Source organism: Rothia sp. ND6WE1A (genome assembly GCF_001683935.1).
GTDB classification, from domain to species: Bacteria; Actinomycetota; Actinomycetes; order Actinomycetales; family Micrococcaceae; genus Rothia; species Rothia amarae.
The window spans coordinates 37,192-63,380 of sequence record NZ_LXTU01000061.1 but is presented as its reverse complement, the minus strand read 5'-3'; the positions used below and the strand labels follow the sequence as shown (position 1 = coordinate 63,380).

Annotated in this window: 21 protein-coding genes and 1 tRNA gene; 12 read left to right on the top strand and 10 right to left on the bottom strand. The window is 53.5% G+C overall.

The features are described from left to right. Positions 1–36: 36 nt before the first annotated feature. A complete protein-coding gene (gene pstB, locus A7E48_RS08555; RefSeq protein WP_068172206.1) occupies positions 37–816 on the top strand; it encodes a phosphate ABC transporter ATP-binding protein PstB in 780 nt (259 codons plus the stop codon). A gap of 130 nt (positions 817–946) precedes the next feature. On the opposite strand, the gene A7E48_RS08550 is transcribed toward pstB, so the two are convergent. Continuing rightward, positions 947–1,522 carry a YceI family protein gene (locus tag A7E48_RS08550; protein ID WP_233126047.1) on the bottom strand — a complete coding sequence of 192 codons (576 nt, stop codon included), beginning with the start codon at positions 1,520–1,522 and terminating at the stop codon, positions 947–949. Positions 1,523–1,837: 315 nt separating this feature from the next. Here A7E48_RS08550 and A7E48_RS08545 point away from each other — a divergent pair, with 315 nt between their 5' ends. Then, complete coding sequence (locus A7E48_RS08545) at positions 1,838–3,184, top strand: sensor histidine kinase (RefSeq protein ID WP_068172195.1); 1,347 nt, start codon at positions 1,838–1,840, stop codon at positions 3,182–3,184. Positions 3,185–3,450: 266 nt separating this feature from the next. Then, positions 3,451–4,119 (top strand): response regulator transcription factor, encoded by a 669-nt coding sequence (locus A7E48_RS08540; protein ID WP_068172193.1) that lies wholly within the window; start codon positions 3,451–3,453, stop codon positions 4,117–4,119. Positions 4,120–4,146: 27 nt separating this feature from the next. On the opposite strand, the gene A7E48_RS08535 is transcribed toward A7E48_RS08540, so the two are convergent. The 3 genes from A7E48_RS08535 to A7E48_RS08525 form a co-directional block, all read right to left on the bottom strand. Beyond that, on the bottom strand, positions 4,147–5,163 hold the full coding sequence (locus A7E48_RS08535; RefSeq protein WP_083147319.1) for an inorganic phosphate transporter: 1,017 nt from the start codon (positions 5,161–5,163) through the stop codon (positions 4,147–4,149). 3 nt (positions 5,164–5,166) lie between these two features. Beyond that, positions 5,167–5,787 (bottom strand): phosphate transport regulator, encoded by a 621-nt coding sequence (locus tag A7E48_RS08530; protein WP_068172188.1) that lies wholly within the window; start codon positions 5,785–5,787, stop codon positions 5,167–5,169. A 401-nt stretch (positions 5,788–6,188) separates the two neighbouring features. Continuing rightward, positions 6,189–6,923, bottom strand: a complete 735-nt coding sequence (locus A7E48_RS08525; RefSeq protein ID WP_068172186.1) for a hypothetical protein — start codon at positions 6,921–6,923, stop codon at positions 6,189–6,191. 162 nt (positions 6,924–7,085) lie between these two features. Between A7E48_RS08525 and A7E48_RS08520 the strand changes: the two genes are divergently transcribed. Continuing rightward, positions 7,086–7,158, top strand: a tRNA-Lys gene (locus A7E48_RS08520). 87 nt (positions 7,159–7,245) lie between these two features. Here A7E48_RS08520 and A7E48_RS08515 read toward each other — a convergent pair. After that, positions 7,246–7,731 carry a hypothetical protein gene (locus tag A7E48_RS08515; protein WP_068172183.1) on the bottom strand — a complete coding sequence of 162 codons (486 nt, stop codon included), beginning with the start codon at positions 7,729–7,731 and terminating at the stop codon, positions 7,246–7,248. A 132-nt stretch (positions 7,732–7,863) separates the two neighbouring features. Here A7E48_RS08515 and A7E48_RS08510 point away from each other — a divergent pair, with 132 nt between their 5' ends. Next, entirely contained in the window at positions 7,864–8,628 is a 765-nt protein-coding gene (locus tag A7E48_RS08510) for an MOSC domain-containing protein (RefSeq protein ID WP_083147318.1), read from the top strand. A 3-nt stretch (positions 8,629–8,631) separates the two neighbouring features. Here A7E48_RS08510 and A7E48_RS08505 read toward each other — a convergent pair whose 3' ends face one another. Then, a complete protein-coding gene (locus A7E48_RS08505) occupies positions 8,632–9,441 on the bottom strand; it encodes an SDR family oxidoreductase (RefSeq protein WP_255376926.1) in 810 nt (269 codons plus the stop codon). Between the two features lie 220 nt (positions 9,442–9,661). Here A7E48_RS08505 and A7E48_RS08500 point away from each other — a divergent pair, with 220 nt between their 5' ends. The 4 genes from A7E48_RS08500 to A7E48_RS11020 are packed head-to-tail and all read left to right on the top strand — an operon-like array spanning position 9,662 to position 13,462. Further along, positions 9,662–10,402: a succinate dehydrogenase cytochrome b subunit gene (locus A7E48_RS08500; protein ID WP_068172177.1), complete on the top strand. Its 741-nt coding sequence runs from the start codon at positions 9,662–9,664 to the stop codon at positions 10,400–10,402. A gap of 21 nt (positions 10,403–10,423) precedes the next feature. After that, complete coding sequence (locus A7E48_RS08495; protein WP_068172176.1) at positions 10,424–12,364, top strand: fumarate reductase/succinate dehydrogenase flavoprotein subunit; 1,941 nt, start codon at positions 10,424–10,426, stop codon at positions 12,362–12,364. Further along, on the top strand, positions 12,361–13,113 hold the full coding sequence (locus A7E48_RS08490) for a succinate dehydrogenase/fumarate reductase iron-sulfur subunit (protein ID WP_068172174.1): 753 nt from the start codon (positions 12,361–12,363) through the stop codon (positions 13,111–13,113). Before A7E48_RS08495 ends, A7E48_RS08490 begins: the two co-directional genes overlap by 4 nt. A 40-nt stretch (positions 13,114–13,153) precedes the next feature. Further along, positions 13,154–13,462 (top strand): hypothetical protein, encoded by a 309-nt coding sequence (locus A7E48_RS11020; protein WP_141669430.1) that lies wholly within the window; start codon positions 13,154–13,156, stop codon positions 13,460–13,462. Here the strand turns inward: A7E48_RS11020 and A7E48_RS08485 are convergent. Then, complete coding sequence (locus A7E48_RS08485; RefSeq protein ID WP_068172171.1) at positions 13,418–15,085, bottom strand: ABC-F family ATP-binding cassette domain-containing protein; 1,668 nt, start codon at positions 15,083–15,085, stop codon at positions 13,418–13,420. The two genes, A7E48_RS11020 and A7E48_RS08485, sit on opposite strands and share 45 nt — an antisense overlap. A 361-nt stretch (positions 15,086–15,446) precedes the next feature. Between A7E48_RS08485 and A7E48_RS08480 the strand changes: the two genes are divergently transcribed. Together A7E48_RS08480 and A7E48_RS08475 are read left to right on the top strand one after the other, a co-directional pair. Beyond that, the gene (locus A7E48_RS08480; protein ID WP_068172168.1) at positions 15,447–17,144 is read left to right on the top strand and encodes a hypothetical protein; all 1,698 of its coding nucleotides are present in this window, start codon (positions 15,447–15,449) and stop codon (positions 17,142–17,144) included. An 80-nt stretch (positions 17,145–17,224) separates the two neighbouring features. Then, the gene (locus A7E48_RS08475; protein ID WP_233126045.1) at positions 17,225–17,692 is read left to right on the top strand and encodes a GNAT family N-acetyltransferase; all 468 of its coding nucleotides are present in this window, start codon (positions 17,225–17,227) and stop codon (positions 17,690–17,692) included. Between the two features lie 91 nt (positions 17,693–17,783). On the opposite strand, the gene A7E48_RS08470 is transcribed toward A7E48_RS08475, so the two are convergent. From A7E48_RS08470 to A7E48_RS08460, 3 genes are all read right to left on the bottom strand, one after another. Continuing rightward, positions 17,784–19,943, bottom strand: a complete 2,160-nt coding sequence (locus A7E48_RS08470) for a glucose PTS transporter subunit IIA (RefSeq protein ID WP_068172165.1) — start codon at positions 19,941–19,943, stop codon at positions 17,784–17,786. 385 nt (positions 19,944–20,328) lie between these two features. Next, positions 20,329–22,809: an HAD-IC family P-type ATPase gene (locus A7E48_RS08465; RefSeq protein WP_141669429.1), complete on the bottom strand. Its 2,481-nt coding sequence runs from the start codon at positions 22,807–22,809 to the stop codon at positions 20,329–20,331. A 335-nt stretch (positions 22,810–23,144) separates the two neighbouring features. After that, complete coding sequence (locus tag A7E48_RS08460) at positions 23,145–23,831, bottom strand: DedA family protein (protein WP_068172162.1); 687 nt, start codon at positions 23,829–23,831, stop codon at positions 23,145–23,147. 170 nt (positions 23,832–24,001) lie between these two features. On the opposite strand from A7E48_RS08460, the gene A7E48_RS08455 reads away from it, so the two are divergent. Further along, complete coding sequence (locus A7E48_RS08455) at positions 24,002–26,185, top strand: ATP-dependent DNA helicase RecQ (protein ID WP_068172159.1); 2,184 nt, start codon at positions 24,002–24,004, stop codon at positions 26,183–26,185. Positions 26,186–26,189: the final 4 nt, after the last annotated feature.

Sequence of the window (26,189 nt, the reverse complement as noted above, 5' to 3'; positions counted from 1 at the left end):
AGCTATTCCACAAATTCTTGAGTAAAGGATAAAACATTGTCTAAGCGCATTGATGTTGAGGACCTCAACGTATATTACGGCGACTTCCTGGCGGTTGAAGATGTCAACATGACTATTGAGCCCCGCTCCGTCACCGCGTTCATTGGCCCCTCTGGTTGCGGTAAGTCAACTTTCCTCCGCACCCTCAACCGTATGCACGAGGTTATTGCCGGTGCACGCGTTGAAGGCAAGGTCATGCTCGATGGCGATGACCTCTACGCTAAAGGTGTAGACCCCGTTTTGGTGCGTTCACAGGTGGGCATGGTTTTCCAGCGCCCTAACCCATTCCCTACTATGTCCATTCGTGAAAACGTGTTGGCTGGTGTTCGGTTGAACAACCGCAAGATTGCCCGCTCCGATGCTGATGATCTGGTAGAGAGCTCTTTGCGCGGTGCTAACTTGTGGAACGAAGTGAAAGACCGTCTTGATAAGCCGGGTTCTGGTCTCTCCGGCGGTCAGCAGCAGCGTTTGTGCATTGCCCGTTCAATTGCTGTTCGACCCAACGTGATTTTGATGGATGAGCCCTGCTCGGCTCTTGACCCTATCTCAACCCTGGCTGTTGAAGACCTCATCAACGAGCTGAAAGAAGAGTACACGGTGGTTATTGTGACTCACAATATGCAGCAGGCTGCTCGTGTTTCGGATAAGACCGCGTTCTTCAACATTGCAGGTACTGGCAAACCCGGCAAGCTGGTTGAATACGCTCCTACCCAGGAAATCTTCAACAACCCCAAGCAGAAGGCAACCGAAGACTACGTTTCCGGTCGCTTCGGTTAAGCCCAGTCTTTGCGGTTGAATAGGTTATTTATCAGGTTTTGATTTTCTCAACCTAGTACAGCACAGCGGAGCCCTTCCAGGAGGAAGGGCTCCGCTGTGTGTTTGAAAAAGTTAGATGGTCGAATGCAACCTAGGCTGCAGTGTCGGCAGAAGAATCCTCGGTTTCTTTCACCAGGGAAAGCTCAAACTCTAGACTAATCTTTTCTGAAACCATGACTCCGCCAGCATCGAGGGCAGCGTTCCACGTAATTCCCCAGTCTTTGCGATCGATGCGACGTCCACCTTCGAGCCCAGCGCGAATATTGCCGAAAGAATCTTGGTTGATTCCGGTCAAATCTAGAGGAATAGAAACAGGTTTAGTGACACCGTGCATGGATAGCTCACCCATGGCGATGAACTGGTTCTCGTCCACCTCATCAATAGAGGTTGAGACGAATTCAATAGTGGGGTAGTGGGCGACATCAAAGAAGTCATTATTGCGGAGATGCTCATCGCGTTGCGCATTACGGGTATCGATGCTGTCTACGCGGATGGACACGTTCGCGTAAGACTTTTTCCAGTTTTCTGGGTCAATGAAAGCGGTCCCTTGAACATCGTTAAAAGCCCCTCGGACTTTAGTTACCATTGCATGGCGCGCCGAAAAACCGATGCGAGAGTGGTCAGGATCGATGGTCCATTTACCTGCAAACTGAGAATCAAGTGCCAAAATATACCTCATTAAAAGATGAGCAAAACGTGGTTTTTAGAAAATCCAGCAACGCATTTTATGTAAAAAATAAAATGGTATGAAGATAGATTTGTGGTAAATCCAGTATATTTGATTTTGTTTTTTATTGTTAGGGTCAGTTGTACACTATATCGCCCATAAAATCTGGGGTATGGCTAGGGTGGATGTTCGAGGCGGTCGGATCAGGCTCTTGGGCTCTATAGTTTCCTCTATGCAGGGTATAGGTAGATATACCCTCATAAAGTACATTCTGCTCCACTGTAAAAAATGAGGCAGTTGGGAAAAATAATAGATATGAAAAATACATCAACTGCTTCAGGCATAGCACCAAGAAAAAATCTTTGGCGCTCTCTCGCTTCTCCCGCTTATCTTTTCTCAAAAGCGCCCTTTATTGCGCTTTTCAACTTACTTCTTCTGGCAGCTCTCGCCAGCGTCGTTGGGTCGCTCTCTGCCACCCTTATTTTTCTTTTGCTGCTCCCGCTGGCGGGCATGGCATTTGGTTACTTTGAACGATGGCGTCTGAATACGATGGGCTTTGGTCCTCTGGAAAATAATCATGTGGAGGTATCGCGGTCGAATATTTGGGAATGGATCAAATTCCGTTACACCGAACCTGCAAGCTGGCGCGAGGTACTAGCCCTGGTCGTTGCCTCAATTATCGGAGCTATTAGCGCCGGGCTACTCATCGTTGAAATCTCTGTGTTTTTCGTTGCGATAGGACTGATGGTTTCCCTGCTACGCGGCCAAGAAATCACCAACTGGTCTGTTTTTTCTCACCGGGGAGAATACTTCATCGAGCAGAATTCAGCGGTCACTAATGCACAACAAGTGTTCGCTCTGCCGGATATCACCTCAAATCTCTGGTGGATTTTCTTGCTTCTCGCCCTGCTGACCATCCCGCTGAGTGCTTACCTCAACGGCGTCGTCGCAGCTACTTCTGGCAGCATCTCTAAATCTTTGCTTGCACAGCGCCCCGAAGAATACGAGCGTCAGCTGGAAAAGATTTCTGCATCGCGCAGCACCATCATGGATTCGTTTGAAACAGAACGACGCCGCATTGAACGGGATTTGCACGACGGCGTGCAACAGGAGCTGGTGAACGTCAATATGCGCCTGGGGCTGGCAGAAATGGAAGCTAAGCGACTAATTTCTACCGGGGCGGATGCTCAGCTTTTGACCGAGCACGTGAGCGGCGCACGAGTACAGATCAATCACGCGTTGGAGACTTTGCGCAATACCGTCCGTGGTATCTACCCAGCAGTACTGGAGACGCACGGTCTGGGCGCGGCACTGGATGAGCTTGCCCACCACACCTTGTTACCTGTTCGTTTGAATTACCTGGTCAATGAGCGTCTGAACCGTGAGGTCGAACGTACGGCTTACTATGTGGCTAGTGAGGGAATCGCAAACGCCTTGAAGCACTCCAAAGCATCCGAGATTGGGGTAGAGGCTGTAACCGCCCAAAACAATCTGGTCCTGACCGTCACCGACCACGGCGTGGGTGGAGCCCACATCGGTACTGGTAGCGGTTTGAGTGGGTTAGCGGAACGCGTAGCTACCCTAGGTGGTCAGCTTAGTGTCAGCTCGCCCCAGGGTGGTCCCACGGTTCTGCGCGCAGAATTGCCCTTGCGACAGGGCTAATCGCGAGAATGGAGGGTTATTCATAGATCGCCTAAACCGCCAGGCAAGCACAGCAACGGTGAACTAACCTTCTTGCCTGCTTCGCTAGCGCTCAGTAAGGCAATTCATGCCAGCCCCAGCCAGTTCACCTTGCTGCTGTATTTGCCTGGCTCTTGCCTTTGAGAATACCCCTCCCCATCTCTGCGAATGCGCTCTCCAATGAGGGCGCATTCATCGTGTACGGCAGGTACCGTTAAAGAGCCACTCCAGAAGAGAAAGAAACTACCATGCGAATTGTTCTTGCTGAAGATTCCGCGCTTCTACGCGAAGGTTTAGTGATGGTGCTGACGCATCTAGGGCATGAGGTCATTGCCCAAGCAAGTACCGCTGGGGAGCTAATTGAAATGGTGCAGCGCGAACAGCAGGTACAGCCGCTCGATATCGTGATTACAGATGTTCGGATGCCCCCTCACCATTCATCCGATGGGCTAGAAGCTGCCGCGCTTTTACGCGAACAGTTCCCCGGTTTGCCGATTCTGGTACTGAGCCAGTACATCGCAGCCGCCTATGCTCGGGAACTCTTTAGCGCAGGAGCTAACGGGCTAGGTTATCTTCTCAAAGATAGAGTGGGAAATATTGAAGAATTTGCCCGTGCAGTGAGCACGGTAGCCGCCGGCGGTACCGTGTTGGATCCCGACGTCGTCACGCATCTGATGAATACTGCGGTTACGACGCCACAGGGATCGCTAGCTACTTTGTCCCCGCGGGAGCGAGAAATCTTGGAACTGATGGCGCAGGGGCTCTCTAATAAAGAAATCGAGGATAAACTGGTGGTATCGGCTCCTACAGTTTCAAAACACATCGGTAATATTTTTGACAAGCTGAAACTTCAGCCGGACGAGGGGAATCGCCGCGTGCGCGCCGTTCTGGCTTTCCTTGAACAGGGCACGGTATAGACTGCCTCCGAACATTGCCGAACTACTCTACTGGGTTAGTAGAGGAGAAAGAGCCAGCATAAAAATCGCTGAAATGCAGAAAGCAGCGGGAATAGTTGCAAACCAGGTGAGCAAAAGCTTCATGGCAATTCCTGGGCGGACAGAACTGAATCGTTGGTTTAAACCGGCACCTAGAACCGAACTAGCGGCAAGATGCGATGAAGAAACTGGGGTGTTGAGAATCAGTTGACACAACAACATAAAAGTTGCTGTGGTACCTTGAGCTACAGCACCGCGGAACGGATCTAAGCGAACCATTTTGTAGGCGAAGGTATGACCAATGCGCCAGCCGCCCATCAAGGTTCCTGCTGTTAAAATTGCCGCACTGATGATGCCCGCTAACGCAAGTGGCCAGCCATGGGCAGGTAGAGAACCAGCAACGCAAATCATCAGGAAAATCATGACGGCACGTTGACCAATTTGTATACCGTGGACCAGCGAAATAATTGAGTTGGCAATGGATAACGCGTTTCGGGCAACTTTGTTTACTCGTCGGGGGTAAGATCGCGCAACCAGCATAGATAGCGGTGAAACCAAAAGCCAGGCAGTGCCGAAAATCAGGACCGGTACTAAAACCAGAGATATTCCAAAAATGGAGAGGGTTGACTCTGAAAAGGGTAATCCTAGTGAGTAGCCTACCGAGCGAGCTGCCCACAACGACCCCAATAACCCCCCCAACAGCGCGTGGGTGGACGAAGAAGGCATACGCAACCAAAAAGTAATGAGACCCCAACTAATCTGGGCAATCAGCGCAGTGAGGAGCATCGCCAGCCCCACGTCGTTAGAGGGCAATAGCAACCAGCGATTTGCCAGTTGCGTCAACAGGACAGCGGCAACTATGAAACCTAGAAAATTCAGGACGGCGCTAATCGTCAAAGCGTATTTAGGGGTGAGCGCGCGGGTGCGCACCGCAACCGCTACAGCGTTTGGAGCGTCGTGGAATCCCGAGACTAGAAGAAATCCTGCTAGCCCCAGAAAACACAGAAGTACCAGTGCGAGAGTCACGGGTTAGGATTCCTGCACAATAATTCGACCAATATGGGTTGAGACGGAGCGCATAGCTTGGGATGCTCCGGTAAGTTCTTCAACAAACTGAACTGTTTTGAGATAGCGATCTGTCTTGTATAAATCCAAAATCTCTGCCTTATAGACTTCACCGGTTCGGGTTGCCTGGCGGGAGAGTCGAATCATATCCATCCAGTACTCGTCGGTACCTTTGAGCTCACCCAAACGAGGAATAATGGCAGAAGTGAGCACTGCCTCCCGCTGAATTAAATCCAACAAGGTGGTGGCGTTGGAGGTAAACCTGTCAATTTTAAGAAGGGTAAGCACATGTCCGGCGCTCGTCAAACGTTCGACGGCGCTCATCAAGTGGTTCGCCAAAGTGTATAGATCTTCACGCGGCAGCGGCGGCGCAAAAGAACTACGCACCTGAGTCATTGCGGTAAAAAAAGTATTCTGACTTTGGGATTCATGCTCCAACATGTTGGCAAACACCTCAGGATAGTTCTCTTTCCCATGGGAACCCACCATCTCCGAAAGAAGCGCGGCTGCATCAGCTACCTGGTTCGAGAGCGACGCCAGGGCTTCTAAAGATGCGCTTTCCTGGGGGAACAGCTGCTCGAACACGAGTTCTCCTTGAGGTGTCGATTTATGAACGTCAGGTTATATATGCTCCCTCAAAGATAACTGCTTAGGGTTAACAAACTCGCAATTTTCTCATTTCCACCCATAATTTTTGATTGAATTTTTGGGCGCAAAGGGTAAAACGCGACGGTTGAGCGTAAAACGTTGGTTAAAGAAAGGAGGCTCCCCTCCACTTGAGAAAAAGGGGAGAGGAACCTCATGCTCTTCTTATAAAATTAGCGGTGCCAGACTGGGAGCGCCTCTCGGCGGAAGGCCGCTCGAAGCGGCTAAATATTGGAGCCCGGGGCTACCTATTAACAGCCTGACACCTGCTAACTAGTTTTCTCGTTTTCAGCCAGAGTGTCAATTTCAAGGCGCAGTTTGTGAACGTTCTTACGTTGCTATTAGCTATCGAGGGTTCCTGCCCGCCATTTGGCGGCGGCGGTTTCCAGCTCCACAGCAGTTCCTTTGAGCTTGCGGCTATGCTCCCGGAGTGACGACGCGCGGGTGGATGCCTCAGCCTGCACCTCGGCGCTTGGCGTCGAACGGCGAGAATCGGCGTCATTATTGAGTTCACGCTGAGGTTCAGAAGAGTAAGTTCCGGGCTCGATGAGGTAAGCCGTCGATTCTTCCCCTGCCGCAACTACTCGGCAAAAGGCAGCGAACCGTTCTAAGGCTATATCGAACTCGCCGGTGTATGCGCCGGTGAGGATTTCGTCGGTGGTAGTAATAATTTCCAGTTCGGTGGGAGGGGCAGCGACGCCGGACACTACGCGCGCCGCCCAGTCAGTGTTCATGCCTCGTTCGTAATACACGGAGATTTGCTGAGCATTTTTCTGCACGGTATCTCGGAGGGCATAGATACGCCACAGAGCGCCAGGTAAGGAAATCGCGGGGGAGTGGGACCACATTTCGGCTACGGTGTCGATGCCAAAAACGTCTGTAAATTCTACGAGCCGTTCGGTAACGAGAGGGTCGTCGGCTGCGCGCCCTCTGTGTAAAATCGCGTGCGCCGATCGATAAGCTGCCTCGTGGAGAGCCGCGGGGTCATCGCCACCGATGTAGTGCGTGAACTTATCCGGGGTGAATTTCACGGGCCGGTGCGGCCGGGGAGAGTTGGGGCAGGGCGAATGAGGCATAGCGACTATTTTAGAAGCATGAAGAGTGTTTGAGAAGGGATAAGAATTGCTGAAAAACTGGTCTGGTTATACTAATGTGCCCCATTGCACACGCAGGATTTTTAGGTTTCCGCCTCTGTGCTGTATAGTTGTTTTCGCTGACTTTCTTAGAAAGACAGTGGAGCGCCTTTAGCTCAGTTGGTAGAGCATCGGACTTTTAATCCGTGGGTCGTGGGTTCGAGCCCCACAGGGCGCACAACTAAATATAGAAAAACCCGCTCTGATTTGTGAAGACAAGCCAGAGCGGGTTTTTCTATGAGAAGCCACCGAAGTGGGTTAACCTTTATTTCTTGATTTCATCGGGGAGTTTGCACGAAGCCTCTTCACCATTCGTAGCTTCCGCCTGTGATTGGACGACGCCGTCTACGGAGATCTCACAAGAAACTGTGGCTGAAGAATCTTCACTCTTTGCGCGTAAACCGTAGCTATCCTGGGGACGGATGTCTTCTACCGTCTTATCCCATTCTCCAGCAAAGTCTTCGGCAACAATAGAATCATCGGGACCGTAGTATACGGTTCCGCTCGTGCTGGAGGTGGTTTTTAATTCGACCCGTACGCTCTCATTGTTACTGACGTTACCCACAAGTGCGCACCCGCCCCAGATGAGGAGGCTCAAAAGGAGTAAACCTATAACCCATGGCCAAGCGGGTTTCTTGGAGGGGGTAGTTTGGGCAGGAGGTTCTTCAGGGAGAACACGATTGGGCTCACGCTTAAAAGGTCTGGCATCGTTATGCTTTTCACCGTGATTGGGGTTTTGAGGTGTAGACATGATGTCCTTTCCGGTTCGTAGGGTTGTAATATCAGCTTACTTATAATCTGGTATATTACATACTCATTTAGGGAGAAACCGGTTGTCAGAGAAAGAATCTCGGTTTTTCCGGGGTATAGGTAAGCTGAAACTATGAAAACCCTCACAGTAAGTAGCTTCGGTTATTCTCCGATGAAGGGCACCCAGCATATGCACCGACGTAGCGGCCACTTATTAAATAGTTTCTTGCAGGAGGATCGTCGGTTGTGCCTGGTAGACATCACGAGCAGAAAAGTAATCCGCACTGTTCAGCACCCTGAGCTGATGGCGATTGAAGTCTTTCTCGATATAGAAAAGGCATCTGCGTGCATCGTTTTTCCCGGTAAAAAAGGGCGAGAGGTCAAACTTGTTCCACAAGAAACCGCCATCGGCGATTTCTGGGGCAGGTCTGTAACGCTTGGCATTCTGGATACGCCAGTCAATCAATTATTCTCTGATTTGCTACGTCAAGAGGTGAGCTTAGCTCTCGTAGAACCGGGTGCCATCCTATTCGGCGCACCTTTTTCTCTTATAGGATCAGCAACCATCGAAGAGCTTGCATCGCAACTAAATTATCCGTCGTTGGTTCACGAGGCGGCTCGATTCCGATCTACTTTTCTTATCAAAACAGAACGTCCGTTCGAAGAAGAAAAGTGGGAAGGAGAATCGTTCATTCTTCGCAACGAACGCGGGTTTTTACCGGCTAATCTCCAGAATCAAATAATTACTGTGGGGCAACCCATTGGCCGTTGCGCCGTCGTCGATTCAAACCCGGCAACCGGAACTCGGGATCTCAAACTCCTCAAGCACCTTGCGAAAACTCGCCTCTTAACGAGTGCAGGGGAACCACGCTTGGGCATGTACGCAAAAGCGGGTTAGACCCTATTTGCTAGGACGGCTCGTGCGCGCGAACTCCTCAGCTTTCTCGATATCGCTCATAGTCCTCTTGCGCTGGGCGTCCTTCTGAGTTGCTTCGGAACCGCCAATAACGTGGTCTTTACCCGCAAAGAGCGCATCAACACCGAGTTTAGCCACCAGAGCTGGCTCATTCTTCCAGGAATTATCTCCAAATTTGGTGTTATCCATCTTGGCTGTGTGGTGGAAATCAGTTGCGGTAGCACCGGGGAGGAGCGCAGTAACTGAAACGTTATAGTCCTTCATCTCTTCGCGTAACCCCTGAGCAAAGCTATACATGAACGCACGGGTGGGCCCATAGATTGACTCAAACGGGGTGGGAGTGAGCGCAGACATCGAGGTGGTAATCAAGATGCGCCCATCCCGCTGCTGAGCAAGCTGACGCACCACACGCTTTGCTAGCTTAACCTGCGAGATCACATTGAGATTGAGCATGTACAGCTCTTCATCAAGATCAGTATCGTGGAAAGATCCCCCTAGGCTCTTGCCGGCGTTGAGCACAGCCACGTCAAGGTTGCGCCCCTGCGATTCGAAGGTAGACCAAATTTTCTCGATTCCCTCATCAGCGGTGAGGTCAGCTTGTACCGGGTAAATCTGAACACCGGTTATTTTTTCACTGACTGAACTCACACGTTCAGAAGACCCTACGGCGATGATGTCGTGACCGCGCTCAGCCAACTCCTGGGCAATCTTCAAACCAATACCTGCAGAGGCCCCGGTAACTAGTGCTAGAGGGTTTATCGAGATCTCCTTTAACGAGTAGCTTTTGAATTTCAATGTATCATTTTTTAGTTTTTTAGTTTTTTGTTTTTAAAGCGCTTGCTTTCTGCCCAATAATCCCTGATAAGAACAGGGTTTTCTTCTCAAATACTTTAGGTCAGAGCAGACAAAACGTAATGCTTGAACATATTCTTTGAAACCCTACCCTCCTGCTGAAATAAACCAGTTTTAGGAGAAGACTAGAAGTATCACCCCAGCGGAAAGAAGCAGGCAGAAAATGAGTACCACCTCAGTGAGAGCTGGCACAAGAACCCCACAAAAACAGATCGGTCCGCGCTGGCTCAGCAACGTTCTTGCCAAATACATTATGGCTTTCACCGGCATCGTGTTTGGCGTTTTTGTGCTGGTGCACATGTTCGGAAACCTCAAAGTCTATCTAGGTCCCGAGCACTTCAATGATTACGCGCTATGGTTACGCACCCTCCTGGAACCCCTATTGCCCTATGAGGGATTCCTCTGGCTTTTTCGGCTTTTCCTTCTGGCTTGTTTAGCAGGGCACGTCTACTGTGCGTGGGTCATCAGCGCGCGTGCAAAAGCTCGCCGCGGCAAATTTGCCCGTAAAGGACTGCACGGCTTCAGCTCGTTCACTGCACGAACCATGCCAGTTACCGGCATCGTACTCCTGCTCTTCATCATCTTTCACCTGCTTGACCTCACCGCCGGGATAGGTGTCGCCACTGAAAACTTTCAACACGGGTCAGAGGCGGGCAGCTTTGCTTACCAGAACCTCATCGCCAGTTTTTCCCGCCCCGCAGTAGCAATCTTCTACCTGCTCGCCATGGTCATTCTCTTTCTCCATCTGGCACACGGTCTCTACGCCACGGTCAACGACTTCGGCATCACCCTCGGGCAAAAAGCCCGCTCCACCGTCATGCTCCTCAGCGGACTTTTCGCGCTCGTCGTCATGCTCGGCAACATCACTATTCCCATCGCGGTACTCACCGGACTCGTGAGCTAACGCGAATAGAGAGGAAAACCAATGGCAGACATCAATATTTCATACGGGGAAGACATCAGCGGGCACGTACCTGAAGGTGACCCCGCTACCGCCTGGGAGAGACGCCGCGATGACTACAAACTCGTCTCCCCGCTGAACCGCCGCAAATTCAAGGTCATCGTCGTGGGCACCGGTCTAGCTGGCGCAGGGTGTGCCGCAGCACTGGGCGAACTCGGCTACAACGTCTCCTCATACACCTTCCACGATTCGTCCCGCCGCGCTCACTCGGTGGCAGCGCAGGGCGGCATCAACTCCGCACGCGCTCGCAAGGTAGACAACGACTCGATTCACCGGTTCGTCAAAGACACCGTCAAAGGTGGGGACTTCCGCGGTCGCGAAGCCGACGCTTTCCGTCTCGCTGAAGAATCCGTGCGCGTCATCGACCATATGAACGGGATAGGCGCTCCCTTCGCCCGCGAATACGGTGGCGAGCTCACCACTCGATCCTTCGGCGGCGTCCAGGTCTCACGTACCTACTACACACGCGGGCAAACAGGGCAGCAGCTCCAAGTTTCAGCTCACCGCGCCTTACAACGCCAGGTAGCGGCGGGCACAGTAAACCTGCACACACACGAGGAGATGCTGGACCTCATCGTGAAGGACGGACGCGCGGTCGGCATTGTGACCCGCAACCTCCGCACAGGAAAAATCAGTGCGGAAACCGCTCACGCCGTCGTACTAGCAACCGGCGGGTACGGCAACGTATTTCACAAATCGACCCTGGCAAAGAACTCCAACTGTACGGCTGCCTGGCGAGCGCACCGGCGTGGGGCTTATTTTGCATCGCCCGCTTATATTCAGTTCCATCCCACGGCGTTGCCCATTAGCTCCAAATTCCAGTCGAAGACCACGCTGATGTCTGAATCTTTGCGTAACGACGGGCGTATTTGGGTTCCGCTCACAGCGGGAGATACGCGTGCGGCAAACGATATTCCTGAGAACGAACGCGACTACTATCTTGAGCGGAAATACCCGGCGTTTGCCAACCTGACTCCGCGTGATATTGCCTCTCGTGCTGCTCGTGAGCAGATTGAAGCAGGGCACGGCGTAGGGCCGTTGAAGAATTCGGTGTACCTAGATTTTCGGGATGCCAAAGAGCGCTTAGGCGTGAAGGTTCTAGATGAGCGCTACGGCAATCTGTTTGAAATGTACCGTGACGCTACTGGCGAGGACCCCCACGAAGTTCCGATGCGTATTGCACCCGGTGCCCATTTTGCAATGGGTGGTTTGTGGACTGACTATGACCAGATGAGCAATATCCCTGGCTTGTTTGTGGGTGGCGAAGCTGGCTGGGCGTATCACGGTGCTAATCGTTTAGGGGCGAATTCGTTGCTTTCTGCCTGTGTGGATGGGTGGTTCACTCTGCCTTATTCGGTACCTCACTACCTTGCCGAGCATCTGGGCGAGGCACCGGTAGACGTGGCGGACGACGTCGTCGTGCAGACACTTACCGATGTGCAGGAGCGCATAGACCGGCTCATGAACATCCGAGGTACTGTGCCCACCGATCATTTTCACGCCCGACTAGGCGAAATCCTGTACGAAGGGTGCGGGGTGAGCCGAAACGACTCCAAGCTACGCCGCGCCATCGAAGAGATTCGTGAATTGCGCGACGAATTTTATCGCGAGCTTTTCGTGCCGGGAACCGGCGAGCAGTTCAATCAGGAACTCGAACGGGCTGGGCGCGTAGAAGATTATCTGGAACTTGCCGAACTCATGTGCGTGGATGCCCTTGACCGTAAAGAATCTGCTGGCGCACATTTCCGCGAAGAATTCCAGACGGACGACGGTGAAGCACAACGAAATGATGAGGAATGGTGTTTTGTGAGCGCCTGGGAAATGGGTCCTGACTATTCCCATATTCGCCATGCCGAGCCCCTGACCTTTGAGGCTATCGAACTACAGACGAGGAATTACAAATGAGACTCACCATTGAGGTATGGCGCCAAGAAAACCCTGATGTTCCCGGGTTCTTTGAAGAGCACGCCATTGAGGGCGCACAGGAAGAAATGTCGCTTCTTGAGCTCATCGACTACCTCAACGACCACCTGGTATCTGAGGGGAGGGAGCCGATTGCCTATGATTCTGACTGCCGTGAAGGCATTTGCGGAACCTGCGGAATCACGGTCAACGATCAGCCTCATGGGCCGGTGCCCAACACGCCGTCGTGCCGTCAACATCTGCGTTCCTTTAAGGATGGGCAGAAACTGCGGTTGGAACCGCTGCGCTCGGCGGCGTTTCCCGTCATCCGCGATTTGGTAGTGGACCGATCGGCCATGGACCGCGTGATTCAGGCGGGCGGTTTTGTGGCGGTGGACGCCGGCACTGCTGCCGACGCCGACTCCATGCAGATTGGGCACGGCCGGGCTGAAAAAGCCCTTGATTTTGCTGCCTGTATTGGGTGCGGAGCGTGCATCGCGGCATGCCCTAATGGTGCTGCGAATCTGTTTGCAGGTTCGGTGCTCAACCACCTCTCCACCTTGCCGCAGGGCAAACCAGAACGCTCTAAGCGAGCTCGTTCGATTATCCAAGAAATCGACGAATCCTTTGGACCCTGTTCGGTCTACGGCGAATGCGCAGTGACCTGCCCCGCTGGCATCCCGCTTTCGGCGATTGCCGCCGTCAACCGCGAGCGAGCCCGTGCAGCCCTTCGTAGAGGAAAGGACGACTAGAAGGGGGCCTCACAGCCGGTGGGTCACTAAATCAGTGGAAGTGCACTCAAATAAGTGCACTTCCACTGATTTAGTGACCCAGACGGGACCAGCCATCTTCTCGGCACGCAAAACGCAGCTCTATACTTCAAGTATGTTTCTCTTCCGCGCCGTCGTAGCGCTCGTCGTTATAGGCATCATGGTCGCAATAGCATTTCTGCTCCAATACCTTAACAGGTCGAAAGAATTCCCCGACCACTGGGGCAACGTCCTTACCTTGCCCCAAGAGACAACGGCGCAGCGGATTGCCTCCTGGGTTGTTGCTCTAGCTGCTGTTGGCGGAATTTATTGGTATCTCACGAGGGGTTAAGTCCACCAGCGTTTGCACCCCGAGTTGCTCACAGAAGTACTCGTCATGGCTCACGAGCAACAGAGCACCTTCATAATTTTTAAGGGCACTCCCCAGCCAATCCACCGATGTCATATCCAAGTTATTCGTGGGCTCATCGAGAATGAGGAGCTGCGGCGCCGGTTGCGCCAATAAAATCTGCGCAAGCGCCACCCTGAAACGCTCCCCGCCGGACAGGGCTTCAGACGGTAAAAGCACCCGGTCGCGGCGAAAGAGCAGACGAGCCAAAGCATCACGAATCTGCTGTTCGTTCATCATAGGGTTGGCGCGCCCGACCATTTCCAGCATGTTCAAACCGGTCTCTAGCTCAATTCGCTGAGGCAAATACCCCACGTTCTCAATGCAGTACTCTGCCCGATAAACCGGCACCGGAGCAGAAGACGCGCGCACGCCAAGGATTTCCTGAATAAGCGTGCTTTTTCCCGAACCGTTTTCCCCGGCAATACGCCAGCGTTCGGGGCCAGCCACAATAATCTGCTCAGGTAAATCGTCGCTTTTCTTCAGCTCAGAAGACTTTTGTAATTCCAAAACTTTCTTTCCCACGGGCAAGGAAGTAGCGGGTAAGTCCAAATAGATACTTTCATACTCGCGAACCTTGCTCTCAGCTTCGCGCCTAGCCGCATCCGCAGAATCGAAGCGATTCTGATGCACCTGCCGGGTTTTCGCGTAGCTACGCTGGGCAGACATCTTATCGAGCCCTAAAGCTAGGGGCGCTTTTTTCTTGTTAGCTACCGCTTTCTTACCTGCTTGTTCAGCACGCGCTATTTTGGTTTCTGCTTCGATGCGCTCCCGTTTTTGGCGTCTTTCGTCTGCCTTTGCCTCGCGCACATGGCGTTCGGCGGCGTCCTGCTCGGTATCAAGAGCAGCCCGATACACCTCGAAATTTCCCGCGAAGAAGCGCAAGTTCCCCTCATAGAGTTCAGCAATCTGGTCAACATGCATCAGAAGATCACGGTCGTGGCTCACCACAATTGCCGGGCACGATAGTTCTTCTAGCAAGTGAATGAGCCGTGCTTTGGCGGTTGAATCCAGATTGTTCGTGGGTTCATCGAGGAGCACAACATCAGGGGCGGACTGTAACAGCGCGACGACGGCGGCAGTTACCGCCTCGCCACCAGAAAACTCGGTCAGGGGTCGAGTTAGTAAAGTCTGGGATTGTTCCTGCTTTGCTGGTTCAAACCCTGCCGAGGCCAGGGTACTCAGCGTTTTTTCGGCGATGTCCCATTGCTCGCCAATGATGTCATAAAGTTCAGGGTCGTACTCGCCGGCTTCTATCGCATCGAGGGCAGAGAGAACCTCTGCAATGCCGAACAGCTCTGCAATCGTAGAGTGCTGCGAAAGACCAAGATCTTGCGGCAAGTAGGCGACGGCATCAGGCACGCTGATTTCTCCTGAGCTAGGTTCGATGAGCCCTGCGAGTACTTTCAATAAAGAAGACTTGCCCGAACCGTTATCGCCGATTAGCCCTGTTATTCCCGGTGGGAAAGTACCGGAAAGATGATTAAAACAGGGGGTACCGTCTGCCCACAATAGGGATAAATCAGTAAAAGAAAGAGAGGGCACGGAGGTATTAAAAATATGCATGGATAAGCGTCTTTCGCTAGAGATTAAGCTGAAGACGGGTGCTTCAGCGGTTATCGAATAAACGCTGCAGAATCCAATGCAGAACCTTCCGTAGGCAATAGAACGATTCATAGTTTAGCACCGTGCTAGCTGAACCTAAAGAAATATCGAAAATCAATCCCTAAAGAATTCAGAAAATGTAGACACTTAAGGGGGTAAATTGCCTAAAAAGTGTGTATGACTAGGAGAAACAGTGGTGAACTACTAATAATCGATAGTACAAAGCTCAAATTATATTGCTTTCTTACTTCGTTTCCCCTCAGTATCTTCAATCGCAACCACAGTAAAAAACTTTTATACGTCTTATCAGGAGACCCCTTTCGTGAAGAACACCCTCAAAATCGGTTCAGCATTTATTTCAGCGACTATGTTGTTTGGAATAGCGCCCACAATGGCTCATGCTGCCCCCACCTCATCGCAGGGCGCAATCTCAACATTCGCTACCTCCCACGCCAAACAATTAGGTACCCCCACCAGCGCAGAAGAATGCTTTTCTAATGGAACATGCGCCCAGGAATTTAAAACAGGTATCGTCACCTGGCGTCCTTCCACCGGTGCCAAAGCCCTCACTAACTCCGCTGAGATGCAGAGTTTCAAACAGGCTGGTGGCCCTGCGCAGTTAGGCGCCCTGGAGAGCTCCTCTTGGAAGAGCTCTTACTGCGGTCAAATCGTCACCACTACCTCCGGTAAGACTCGATGGCTAGTCGTAGTTGACCAGGCCACCCAGCCTGGATCTAAAATCGATCTGCAGAGCCCTGAAGCTAAGACATGGATGGCACAACGTGCCAAAACTCGTGCCTGCTTCACCGCAAACACCGCTCCCGTTGTGAAAGGCCCAGAAAATATCAATTGGACCGCCGCACAGTTCATTCCAGCGCAGCGAGCTCTCCTTTCCATCACCGATACCACAGCTTACGTAACTGCCGCAGATGCCAACGGCGCGCGGGTTCCCGGCTCCGCCGTCGTCGAAGTTCCCTGGCTCAAGACAAACACCGCCGCGCTCAACGACTGGACAGGTAAAAGCACCTGGTCAGAGGGGTCCGCTATCCAGGCCCTGGGTCTGCCAACCAGCAACCCCGTGTGGAATGGCACTACTGCTCAGCAGAATTTCGAGCACGGAACCCTGACTTTCTCGCGCGACAACACCACGGTGAAGACCCAGCTCAACACCGAGGGTTTGAAGACTCTGGAAGAAAGCCTGAATCTTACGCCTAAAATCTCCGGGGAATACAAGACGGTCAATGACCGTTTGACCATCAAACAGGGCGGTACTTCTGTTTTCGTTTACGATGCGCAGACCGGGCACGCTACCGTAATGGATCAGCGGGTGTATAACGAGTATTTGAAGAACCCTGACCGCTTTGGCGCTCCGGCAGGTTGGCGTTGGGCAGGTGCCGACGGCCACGGTAGCAGCCAGTACCTCACCACCATGTTTACCGACGCCGCGGGACGTATAACTACTGTATGGGGTGCCGATACTGCTTCTGTAGTAGTGGACCCAGCAGAGGGCGATATCTTCACCATCAATAACGAACCGGCAACTGTTGATCCGGCCGCTATCAATTGGGATTACACCGATTACAGCTTGATACAGAACGCTCGAATCTACCTCCACGAAGGCGATAACGTTGCATACACCATCGCCGCCGGTAGCGATTACCATGCAGTTGCCGGGTCGCCCGTCTTTTCATCGCGCTGGCTCGGTTATAACCTTGCCCAAATGAAATCTGATGCCTGGGATTCATACTCTGATACCAACCAGTACAAAGAATGGAGCCAGGGAGAGTTAGGTTTGCACAGCAAGGTTTCGGCAATCGGTTTGCCGGTAGCTGCGGCAAAGACCGTTGTTGAAAACGGCGTAACGTACGAGGTCCAGGAGTACTCTGGCGGCACCGTCAAGTGGGCTATCCCTGGTGCTGCCGCAGCAGCAAACGCCGGGGACGCTCAGATTACCCTCAACGCTGTTGGTCAGGAACGTGTGGCAGCGGCAGATGCACAGCGCAAAGCAATCTACGGCTAAACCCCACTATGTGATATCACCGGGCAGCGTATGTGCTACCCGGTGATACGCTTTTTTCCATGAAAAACCCACAGTTTCACGTGAAAACATTTGATGAGCTGACCCTGCGAGAACTACACAGCATTTACGTGATGCGTGCGCTCGTCTTTACTGTGGGCCAAAAAATTACCGAGCAGGAACCGGACGACGCCGACCTCGACTGCATGCACCTTTTCGTCAAGGCCGACGACGGGCGCGTCATTGCCTACCTGCGCATGTTTGATTTGGAGACCGTCACTGACGATTCCCACGAAATCACTCCTGGCGCGTGGACGATTGGACGAGTCGCCGTCCTGCCCGAAACTCGCGGAACCGGGCTGGGCAAAGCGATTTTTGCCGAAGGTATCCGCTGGATTAGCGAAAATACCGATGCCCAGCGCATCGAAATTTCGGCCCAGCAGTACCTCGCGGGCACTCTCTATGCAGCTGCGGGGTTTGCCCAGGTGGGGGACGTGTACCTTGAAGCGGGGATTGATCATGTGCATATGGTTCTAGAGTTAGAACGCTAGATTTAAAACAATTGACCGCCGTAGCGTGTTTTGACCAGATATACCTGGTCAAAACACGCTACGGCGGTCAGTCGCTTAGGAAGCCCGCGATTTAAGCAGTAATCTGAATCAGATCATCGCCGGGAGCAACTTCACCGGTTTTCGCCGAAACCTCGGAGAACTTCACGGTGTTGGTCACCAAAACGGGGGTGACGAGGGGGAATCCGGCGTCCTCAATGACCTTGCGATCAAAGCTGAGGAGTGCCTGACCAGCTTCAACCTGCTGACCCTTAGTTACCTTGACATCAAATCCCTGACCGTTGAGGCTTACAGTGTCGATACCCACGTGAATCAGGAGCTCTGCACCGTTATCCAAGCGCAGACCAACCGCGTGTCCGGAGGGGAAAGTCGCAATAACCTTGCCCGCAGCGGGTGCATACACGGTGTTACCCGAAGGCTCGATTGCCGCACCCTTGCCGAGCTTTTCGCCAGCAAAGATGGGGTCAGGAACTTCCGCGAGAGGAATCGCGCGTCCTGCAAGAGGAGCAGGAACATCCAGACCAGAGTTGTTTGAGCCAGCCCAAGGCAGATCTGCGGATGCTGCAGAATCTGAGGACGATGCCGCAGTGGTAGTACCGGATGCCTGGTCTGCCGATCGGTGCGCACCAGCAGATGCGGTAGCCGCACCCGCTACACCTGCACCGGCAAGACCGGCAGCTACAGAAGAAGTTTTATTATCTTCCACGCGATCGGCTACGGTTTCACCCTCGGTAGCATCATCTTCCAGCGCCTTCTTGGAGGTCTTGGAGTCGTAACCGAAGATCAAAACACCTACGAGAGCACCGAAGTAAGCAACAGCCAAACCAATCATGTAGAGAGGCGCAGGCTGCATTGCAGGAATCGAAAGTAGAGAGGTGAACGCGAAAGCGTAGGACTTGACACCCAGCATAGAAATCAGCGCGCCACCGATGACAGCGGGAACAAGAATGAGCGGGAAGACACGCTTATAACGCAGAACCACACCGTAGAGCGAAGGCTCAGAAATACCACCGAGCAGACCGGAAACAGCGGCACCGGTTGCGGTCTGACGAAGCAGCTTATTGTGGCGAGCACGGATCGCAACACCGGTAACTACGCCGAAGACAGCGAAGTTGTAAGCGCCCATGGGGGACTGAATGAAGTCGAAACCATTGGTCTGCAGGTTGTTAATCATGACAGCGTTCAAAGGCCAGTGCAGACCCAGGGGAACCATGAAGAGATACAGACCAGCGATGAGCGCGCCTACCAACCAGGGAGCAATTTCGTTGATGTTGCCAATGAAGTCAGAGATCAAAAGTGCGAACTTGATGCCGAAAGGCCCGATGAGGAACGCGGTGAGCGGAACCAAAATCAGGACGGATAGCATAGGCACGAAAACCATGTGGAGCATGGTTGGAATGACCTTTTTGAGGAAGCGTTCCAGCGGTGCCAGCAGTGCCGCTGCGAACAACGGCGGGAAGATCTGACCGGTGTAGTTCATAACGTACAGCGGGATGGTGAGGCCGAGGAAGGGGACCTGGACTACGCCGTCAGTAGCGACGTCGGCGAAACCCTGGAAGGTGCCGGTCATCAACGCTGCGGGGATTGCTGCACCAACCCACATGTTGGCGCCCAAACGCTTAGCTGCGGTTGCACCAATCATGATGGGCATGAACTGCAGAACCGACAGTGACGCTGCCAGAAGAATGAACCAGAAGGGGAACTTCAAACGCCATTCGTTGAGCATAGAAGCTGCGGCATCTGGGTCTGAAAGGCGTGGGCCATTCACGATGTCGATGTTCACTACCTGACCGGTGAGGTCGGTGTAGGTTCCGAAGAAGCCTAGCTGCTGCAAGAACACGATGAGGGTCAGAATCATCGAGGTACCCAGCAGCGCCCACAGGATGGGGCGGAAAGCGTCGGAGAGGACGTCGAAGACGCGGGTCAAAACGCCCGCTTTCTTTTCGTCGTTGTCGTCGGCGTCAACGGTGCCTTCGCCTACGTTTTTCATGCCGGGAAGTTTGAGCATTTCGTTGTAAACGCCCTCAACCTTATCGCCCAGCACAACCTGGGTTTGGCCAGATTGTTCAAGGATGGAAAGAACGCCGGGGGTGCTCTCAATTTTGTCTTTATCGATAGCGCCGTGAGACTTGGGGGTAACGCGCAAGCGGGTGGCGCAGTGGGTGAAGTGCGAGATGTTCTCAGGGCCGCCGAGGCCTTCGAGAATCTGCTCACCCATCTGGGAGTTGTTCATGCTGATCCATTTCTGAATACGGGGATTGCCGGTGCATAGCTGCCTGAGAATACAAAAAAGACCCGAGCTGTATCGATGATTCCCCGTTTGGATAGACTGCGGGTATGGGAGCCGCAAGTACACCACCAAAGTGGTCAACGGGAACTCGCGAGTGTTATGCATGAGGGGCTTTCGCTCCGCTGCTTCACGAGTTGATACAACTCAGGTCTTGCCTGCAAAATCAGTAACAATCCTGATATGTGTACGTTTTTCAACGCATTTGAAATTTACTTTACACCCGGGGTAATCGCTGGCGCAACAGCAGATATTTACCCCGCTGGAAGTGAGAAGGACCGCTTGTCGATGCTGTGTCGGCTAGCGGTATGTTCTGCCTTATGAGAATTTCCTAGGATGCCTGAGCATTTTTAAGGGCCCGCACGGTCTCTGGGTGTTTGCGGCGCAGCCAGCGCTGGTGCAACTGCAGATTAATTTCGATGAGTACGATACCCAGCAAACCTAAGCCCCATGCCCAAAGGCGTAATGAGCCGGAGGGAATCTCAAATTGGTGGTAAGCCGCCAAAATCGGTAGGTGAATAGCCACGACCATACCCGCATACATCAGCACAATCAGAGCGAACCGGTAGGGTTTGAGCGGGCGAATGACCGTGGTGATGTTGTAAACGCCCATCAGCACTAGCGTTATAAAGGTGGCGGTCTGAACCTGCTGCAAGCTCACCGCGCTACCGAGCGAGCGTCCTACAAAATTCACTCCAACCAGCATGGCCGTGATAATGAACGCGGTGGGAATCGCATAGTGTAAAGAACGGGATAGGAACCCCGAAACATACTTGCGAGTATTGGGGAAGAGCGTAATAAAGAATGCTGGGCCGCCCACCATAAGTAGGTCGGCGGTGGAGTACTGGCGTGGCAAGAATGGGAACTCCCAGCACAGAATACCCAGTACGATGCCGAGAAGAATCGCAAACCCCGTCTTGGACAAGAAGAGGTTCGTGACTCGCTCGATATTGGCAATAATTTTGCGACCCTCGCCAAGAACACTGGGCAGACGGTCAAAGCGCCCGTCCAACAGAACCATGCGCGAGACTGCCTTAGTAGCGGGGGCCGCGTTTCCCATGGCGATGCCGAGGTCAGCGTGTTTGAGCGCCAGGGCATCGTTGATGCCGTCGCCCGTCATTGCAACCGTCTTACCGTTGCGTTGCAGAGCCAACACCATGTTCTTTTTCTGCTGGGGATTCACGCGACCAAAAACGGCGTGGTCCATGACGGCGCGTTCGAGCTCAGTACCATCGTCGGGCAACTGCGAAGTATCAACCGCGCCGGCAGAAATATCCATACCGGCCTGTTGAGCAGCGGCGGCGACCGTGTGCGGGTTATCGCCAGAAAGCACCTTCAAATCGATACCTTGGGAGCGGAAATATTCGAGAGTGGCAGGGGCTTCTTTGCGTACCTGTTCGCGGAAGGTTACAAAGCAAACCGGTTCTGTGCCTGCGGGAATCTCTGCCGCCGGCTGCCCCTTGGCATCACGCATGAGCTTGGTTGCATGGGAAAGCACCATGGTGCGTAATCCCCCTGCGGCAAGGTCTTTTGCTCGCTCGCGTTCGGGGGAATCTGCAGATAGCAAAGCCTCCGGTGCCCCCAATATCCACGCACCAGATTCTTCAAACTCGACGGCGGAGAACCGTTTGGCTGAATTGAACGCTACCTGACCGGTCGGTTCTGCCGCAGGAGGCTCAGAGAAACCTTCTGACAGCGCCGCTGCCGTGGGGTTAGCGTTTTCATCCGCGCCAAACCAGGCAAGAGCTGCCTGCGCCGAGGAATCTAGGGGCGCAGCGTCGTCATTTTCGGTGGTTGCGGAAAGAGAAAGAGTCTTGTTGAACCGGACGCCACCTTCAGTAAGGGTTCCGGTTTTGTCGAAGCAGACGACGTCCACTCGGGCTAGTACCTCGACCGCAGGTTGCTCCTGAATCAGAACATCATCTTGCGCAAGCTTTACCGCCGCCGTAGCAAACGAAATAGTGGTCATCAGCGCAAGACCCTGAGGAATCATCGAGGCAATAGAAGAAACCGCCACAATCAGAGCGTCCTGCCACGCCCCACTTTCTAACGCATGAGACCAGCCGCCAGCGGCAACCATCTGGCCATTGAGCACAATTGCGATAATCGGAATAATCGCCCATGTAATCCACTTGACCACTCGTTCCATACCGGCGCGTAGTTCAGAGTTGATAGCGGTAAATTTTTTAGCTTCTCGGGCGAGCTTAGCGGCGTGGGATTTCTCGCCCACCGCATAGACGCGCACGCGCCCGGTTCCACCGACGACCGCCGAAGCAGACAGTACCTTGTCGCCGGGACGTTTCGCCACTGGATCGTTCTCGCCGGTCAGCATAGATTCATCAAGATCCAGGCCGTCGGAGGTTAGCACCTCGGCATCGGCGGGCACCTGATCGCCGCGGGAAAGCACCACGACGTCGTCCTGTACCAACTCCTCCATACCAACTTTTTGGCGGGTTCCGTCGCGCAAAACCACTACAGGGTCGCGGCGCAACAGCGCAATCTGATCAAGTTTGCGTTTAGCAGAGAACTCTTGCACAAATCCGACGACAACGTTTGCGATAGCTGCCAACAAAAATAGGGTATCGAGCCAGCGACCCAACATGACCACCGCGAGACCGCACAACCCCAAAATCAGATTGAACAGGGTGAAGAGATGGGAACGAATGATGGTGAAAGTGCTACGAGAAGACGAATGATCCTGCGTATTAGTGAGCCCGGCATCGCGACGTTGCTGAACCTCCGCGCTAGTGAGGCCCTCGGGGGAGAGACGGGAAGTAGAAGTGTCAGCGGTTGAATTGCCGAGGGTGTTCACGAGGGCGGCTCCGACTATCTCATCTGTGCGGTTCGTTAAGGTTGCCACCGGGGAGAAGCGCAGGTGGCGGCAGCGCGGGGTCAAAGAGCCCGCACGCTCTAGCCTAATAGGGGTTACTTACTAAAACCTCATACCGGAGGAGGAAAACTGGGATTCGTTTGCTTTTAAGAGGACTTACTTGGGGGGCGGTCAACCAAAGAGGTGTCTCAAGGCCAATTTTATAAGCCCTAGGGTGCATGAAATTCGCTGTTGAGGTACAACTTCATAAGCGACAAAACCCGCCGTCTCGTCCTAGGACAAGTCGGCGGGTTCTGTAAAAAATGAAGTGGCGAGGTTTAGAGTTCTTCCTCGAGAACCTCAACTGTTGTCTTGCCCTTGTGGCGCTCAACCATGAACTCAATTACTATCGGCAGCAGCGAGACGACAACGATGATGATGGCAATAACATCGATGTGGTCGCGGATGAACGAAATACCACCGAGCAGAACGCCGGCAACGGTCAGCAGAACCACCCACAGCACCGAGCCGATTACGTTCCATTTGAGGAAGTCGCGGTAGCGGTAGTTAGCAACACCGGCAGCCAGCGGCACGAAGGTGCGAACAACGGGCACAAAACGTGCCAGAACCAGTGCCTTACCGCCGTACTTAGCAAAGAAATTTTCCGACGCCGCAAGGTTTTTCGTGTTCAGAATGCGCGCGCCAGGCTTGAAAAGGCGGCGTCCAAACTTGTGCCCTAGGAAGTAGCCAATCTGACCGCCAGCAATAGCTGCTACCAGCAAAACACCCAAAGTCAGCCAAATATTGAGGCCAAGCTGCGTGTGGAGCAAACCGAGGGTGAACAACAGCGAATCGCCAGGAAGAAAAGGGAAGAGAACACCCGATTCAACAAACACGATGAGCGCAACAACAGCCAAAGCCCAAGGGCCAGAATTTTCAAGGATTTGTTCAATATCGATACCCAGGAGGGCAACGGGGGCGTGGGCAACGTCAATGGACGACGCCGCAGCAAGCAAAGTGGACACAGGCAACTCTTTCAGAATAAGGGTCTATCTGAGGTGAAATCTTACTCTGCTCCCTGTGCGAGGAGGTGTGCCCGGGCTGTGGGTCTGCTGTGGTTTCTACTACGAGCTGCAAAAATCGCCTGTGGATAACTCGATAGCTTTGAATCGAGGTGCGCCTTTAGACTGAGGGTATGACTTTCGACCAGAACCATTCTGCCCTGCACTCCGAAGCATTGGAGCTGTTGCGTAAGCTGACCGGTAACCCTGAGGCAATATTCCACGATGGGCAGTTTGAGGCAATTGAGGCGCTGGTTGCTGAACGCCGTCGGGCGTTGGTGATTCAGCGAACCGGCTGGGGTAAATCGGCAGTGTATTTTATTGCTGCGTTGCTGATGCGCCGTCGTGGGGCGGGGCCTGCGTTAATTGTTTCGCCGCTTTTGGCACTGATGCGCGATCAGGTAGAGGCGGCATCGCGCGCGGGTGTGCGTGCGGCGATGGTGAATTCATCGAATGTGACGGAGTGGGAAGAGATCCGCTCGGCACTAGAAGCGGGTGAGCTGGATGTGCTCCTCATCGGCCCGGAGCGTCTAAATAACCCAGACTTCCGCACCGAATGGCTGCCGCGTATCCAAGCGCGTATGGGTTTGTTGGTTATTGATGAAGCGCACTGCATCTCTGACTGGGGGCATGATTTCCGCCCCGACTACCGACGTATCCGCCATCTCATTGCTGAATTACCGGCGAGCGTTCCGGTGCTGGCCACTACCGCTACTGCTAACCAGCGAGTGGTGCAGGACGTCGCTGAGCAGCTGAACGTGCACGGGGGAGGAGAACAGACGCCAGATTTTTCTCAGGAGGTCTTCATTCTGCGCGGCCCCCTCTCACGCGATTCCCTGCGTCTGGGCGTTCTTCAGCTCAAGCATTCATCTGAGCGCGTTGCCTGGTTGGTTGAACACTTAGGAATGCTCGAAGGTTCGGGCATTATTTACGTATTGACTGTGTCTGCCGCCGAAGACACCGCTGCAGCTCTGCGTGAAGCTGGCTACGAGGTACTCGCGTACACGGGTAAGACAGACCCCGATGAGCGTCTTGAAGCCGAGAGCGCTTTGAAGGACAACCGCGTCAAGGCTCTTGTGGCCACCAGCGCCTTGGGCATGGGCTTCGATAAACCCGATCTTGGCTTCGTGGTGCATTTGGGGGCGCCGTCGTCGGCAGTTGCCTACTGCCAGCAGGTTGGACGCGCCGGCCGCGGAGCCATCAACGCCGATGTTCTGCTTCTTCCCGGCAGCGAAGACACAGAAATCTGGAAGTATTTCGCTACCGCATCGATGCCTACTGAAGAAAACACCACACGGCTTTTGAATGCGCTCGCTGAGTCTACAGCGGCGGGGCAGACGCTTTCTGTTCCTGCGTTAGAAACCCGGGTTGACGTGCGAAGAAGCTCCATTGATTTGCTCTTGAAAGTCTTGGCAGTAGAAGGGGCAGTAGAACGGGCGGGCCGCGGTTGGGTATCGACCGGTCAACCCTGGGTCTATGACCAGGCGCGTTATGACCGCGTGGCAGCTACCCGCCAGCAGGAACAGCAGGCGATGCTGGACTATGAGCACACCGATGTATGCCGCATGGTGTTTCTTGCTCGTGAGCTCGACGACATGTCGGCTCAGCCATGCGGACAGTGCGACGTGTGCGCAGGTCCCTGGTATTCGCAAACCACAAGCGAACAAGCCGCTCAGGTAGCTCAAAATAACCTCAAAAGGGTAGGCGTGGTCATTGAGCCGCGGGGCATGTGGCCCACTGGAATGGACCGGTTGAATATTTCAGAAAACGGAAACCCGGTGAAGGGCAGAATTCCCCCAGCTTTGCGGGCTGAAGCAGGGAGGTCTGTGGCCCGCCTTTCCGATTTAGGCTGGGGTAACCGGCTGCGAGAAATCTTTATCACTGATGCCGCAGGCGTTGCTGTGGACGGCCCGGTTCCTGCTGATCTTGGACGCGCGGCGGTCAAGGTTCTGGGGGAGTGGGACTGGCCCGAGCGTCCGGCTGCGGTGATTTCCATTCCATCCCCCACGCGCCCCCAGCTGGCTGATTCGCTGGCGCGCGGGCTGGGCGCGGTGGGAAAACTCAAAGATTTGGGCAGCGTGCAACCTGTTGCGCCCTCGGAACACTTCGGCGGTAACTCGGTTTTTCGGTGTGCCGGTGTTTTCCACTCTTTTGAGATTCCTCAGGAGGTGGAAGAGTTCTTGCGCGAGAATCCGGTTTCAGTTTTGTTGGTGACGGACGTGGTGGATTCACGCTGGACGTTCACTGTAGTAGCACGCCAGCTCCTGCAAGCGGGGGCTTCAACAGTGTTGCCGTTTGCGTTGGCTTCGACCCATTAGGAGT

Excerpts from the sequence above, each read along its gene's own strand:
- A7E48_RS08545 (WP_068172195.1), top strand. The coding sequence starts at position 1,838 with ATGAAAAATACATCAACTGCTTCAGGCATAGCACCAAGAAAAAATCTT.
- A7E48_RS08540 (WP_068172193.1), top strand. The coding sequence starts at position 3,451 with ATGCGAATTGTTCTTGCTGAAGATTCCGCGCTTCTACGCGAAGGTTTA.
- A7E48_RS08525 (WP_068172186.1), bottom strand. The coding sequence starts at position 6,923 with ATGCCTCATTCGCCCTGCCCCAACTCTCCCCGGCCGCACCGGCCCGTG.
- A7E48_RS08515 (WP_068172183.1), bottom strand. The coding sequence starts at position 7,731 with ATGTCTACACCTCAAAACCCCAATCACGGTGAAAAGCATAACGATGCC.
- A7E48_RS08510 (WP_083147318.1), top strand. The coding sequence starts at position 7,864 with ATGAAAACCCTCACAGTAAGTAGCTTCGGTTATTCTCCGATGAAGGGC.
- A7E48_RS08500 (WP_068172177.1), top strand. The coding sequence starts at position 9,662 with ATGAGTACCACCTCAGTGAGAGCTGGCACAAGAACCCCACAAAAACAG.
- A7E48_RS08495 (WP_068172176.1), top strand. The coding sequence starts at position 10,424 with ATGGCAGACATCAATATTTCATACGGGGAAGACATCAGCGGGCACGTA.
- A7E48_RS08490 (WP_068172174.1), top strand. The coding sequence starts at position 12,361 with ATGAGACTCACCATTGAGGTATGGCGCCAAGAAAACCCTGATGTTCCC.
- A7E48_RS08485 (WP_068172171.1), bottom strand. The coding sequence starts at position 15,085 with ATGCATATTTTTAATACCTCCGTGCCCTCTCTTTCTTTTACTGATTTA.
- A7E48_RS08470 (WP_068172165.1), bottom strand. The coding sequence starts at position 19,943 with ATGAACAACTCCCAGATGGGTGAGCAGATTCTCGAAGGCCTCGGCGGC.
- A7E48_RS08455 (WP_068172159.1), top strand. The coding sequence starts at position 24,002 with ATGACTTTCGACCAGAACCATTCTGCCCTGCACTCCGAAGCATTGGAG.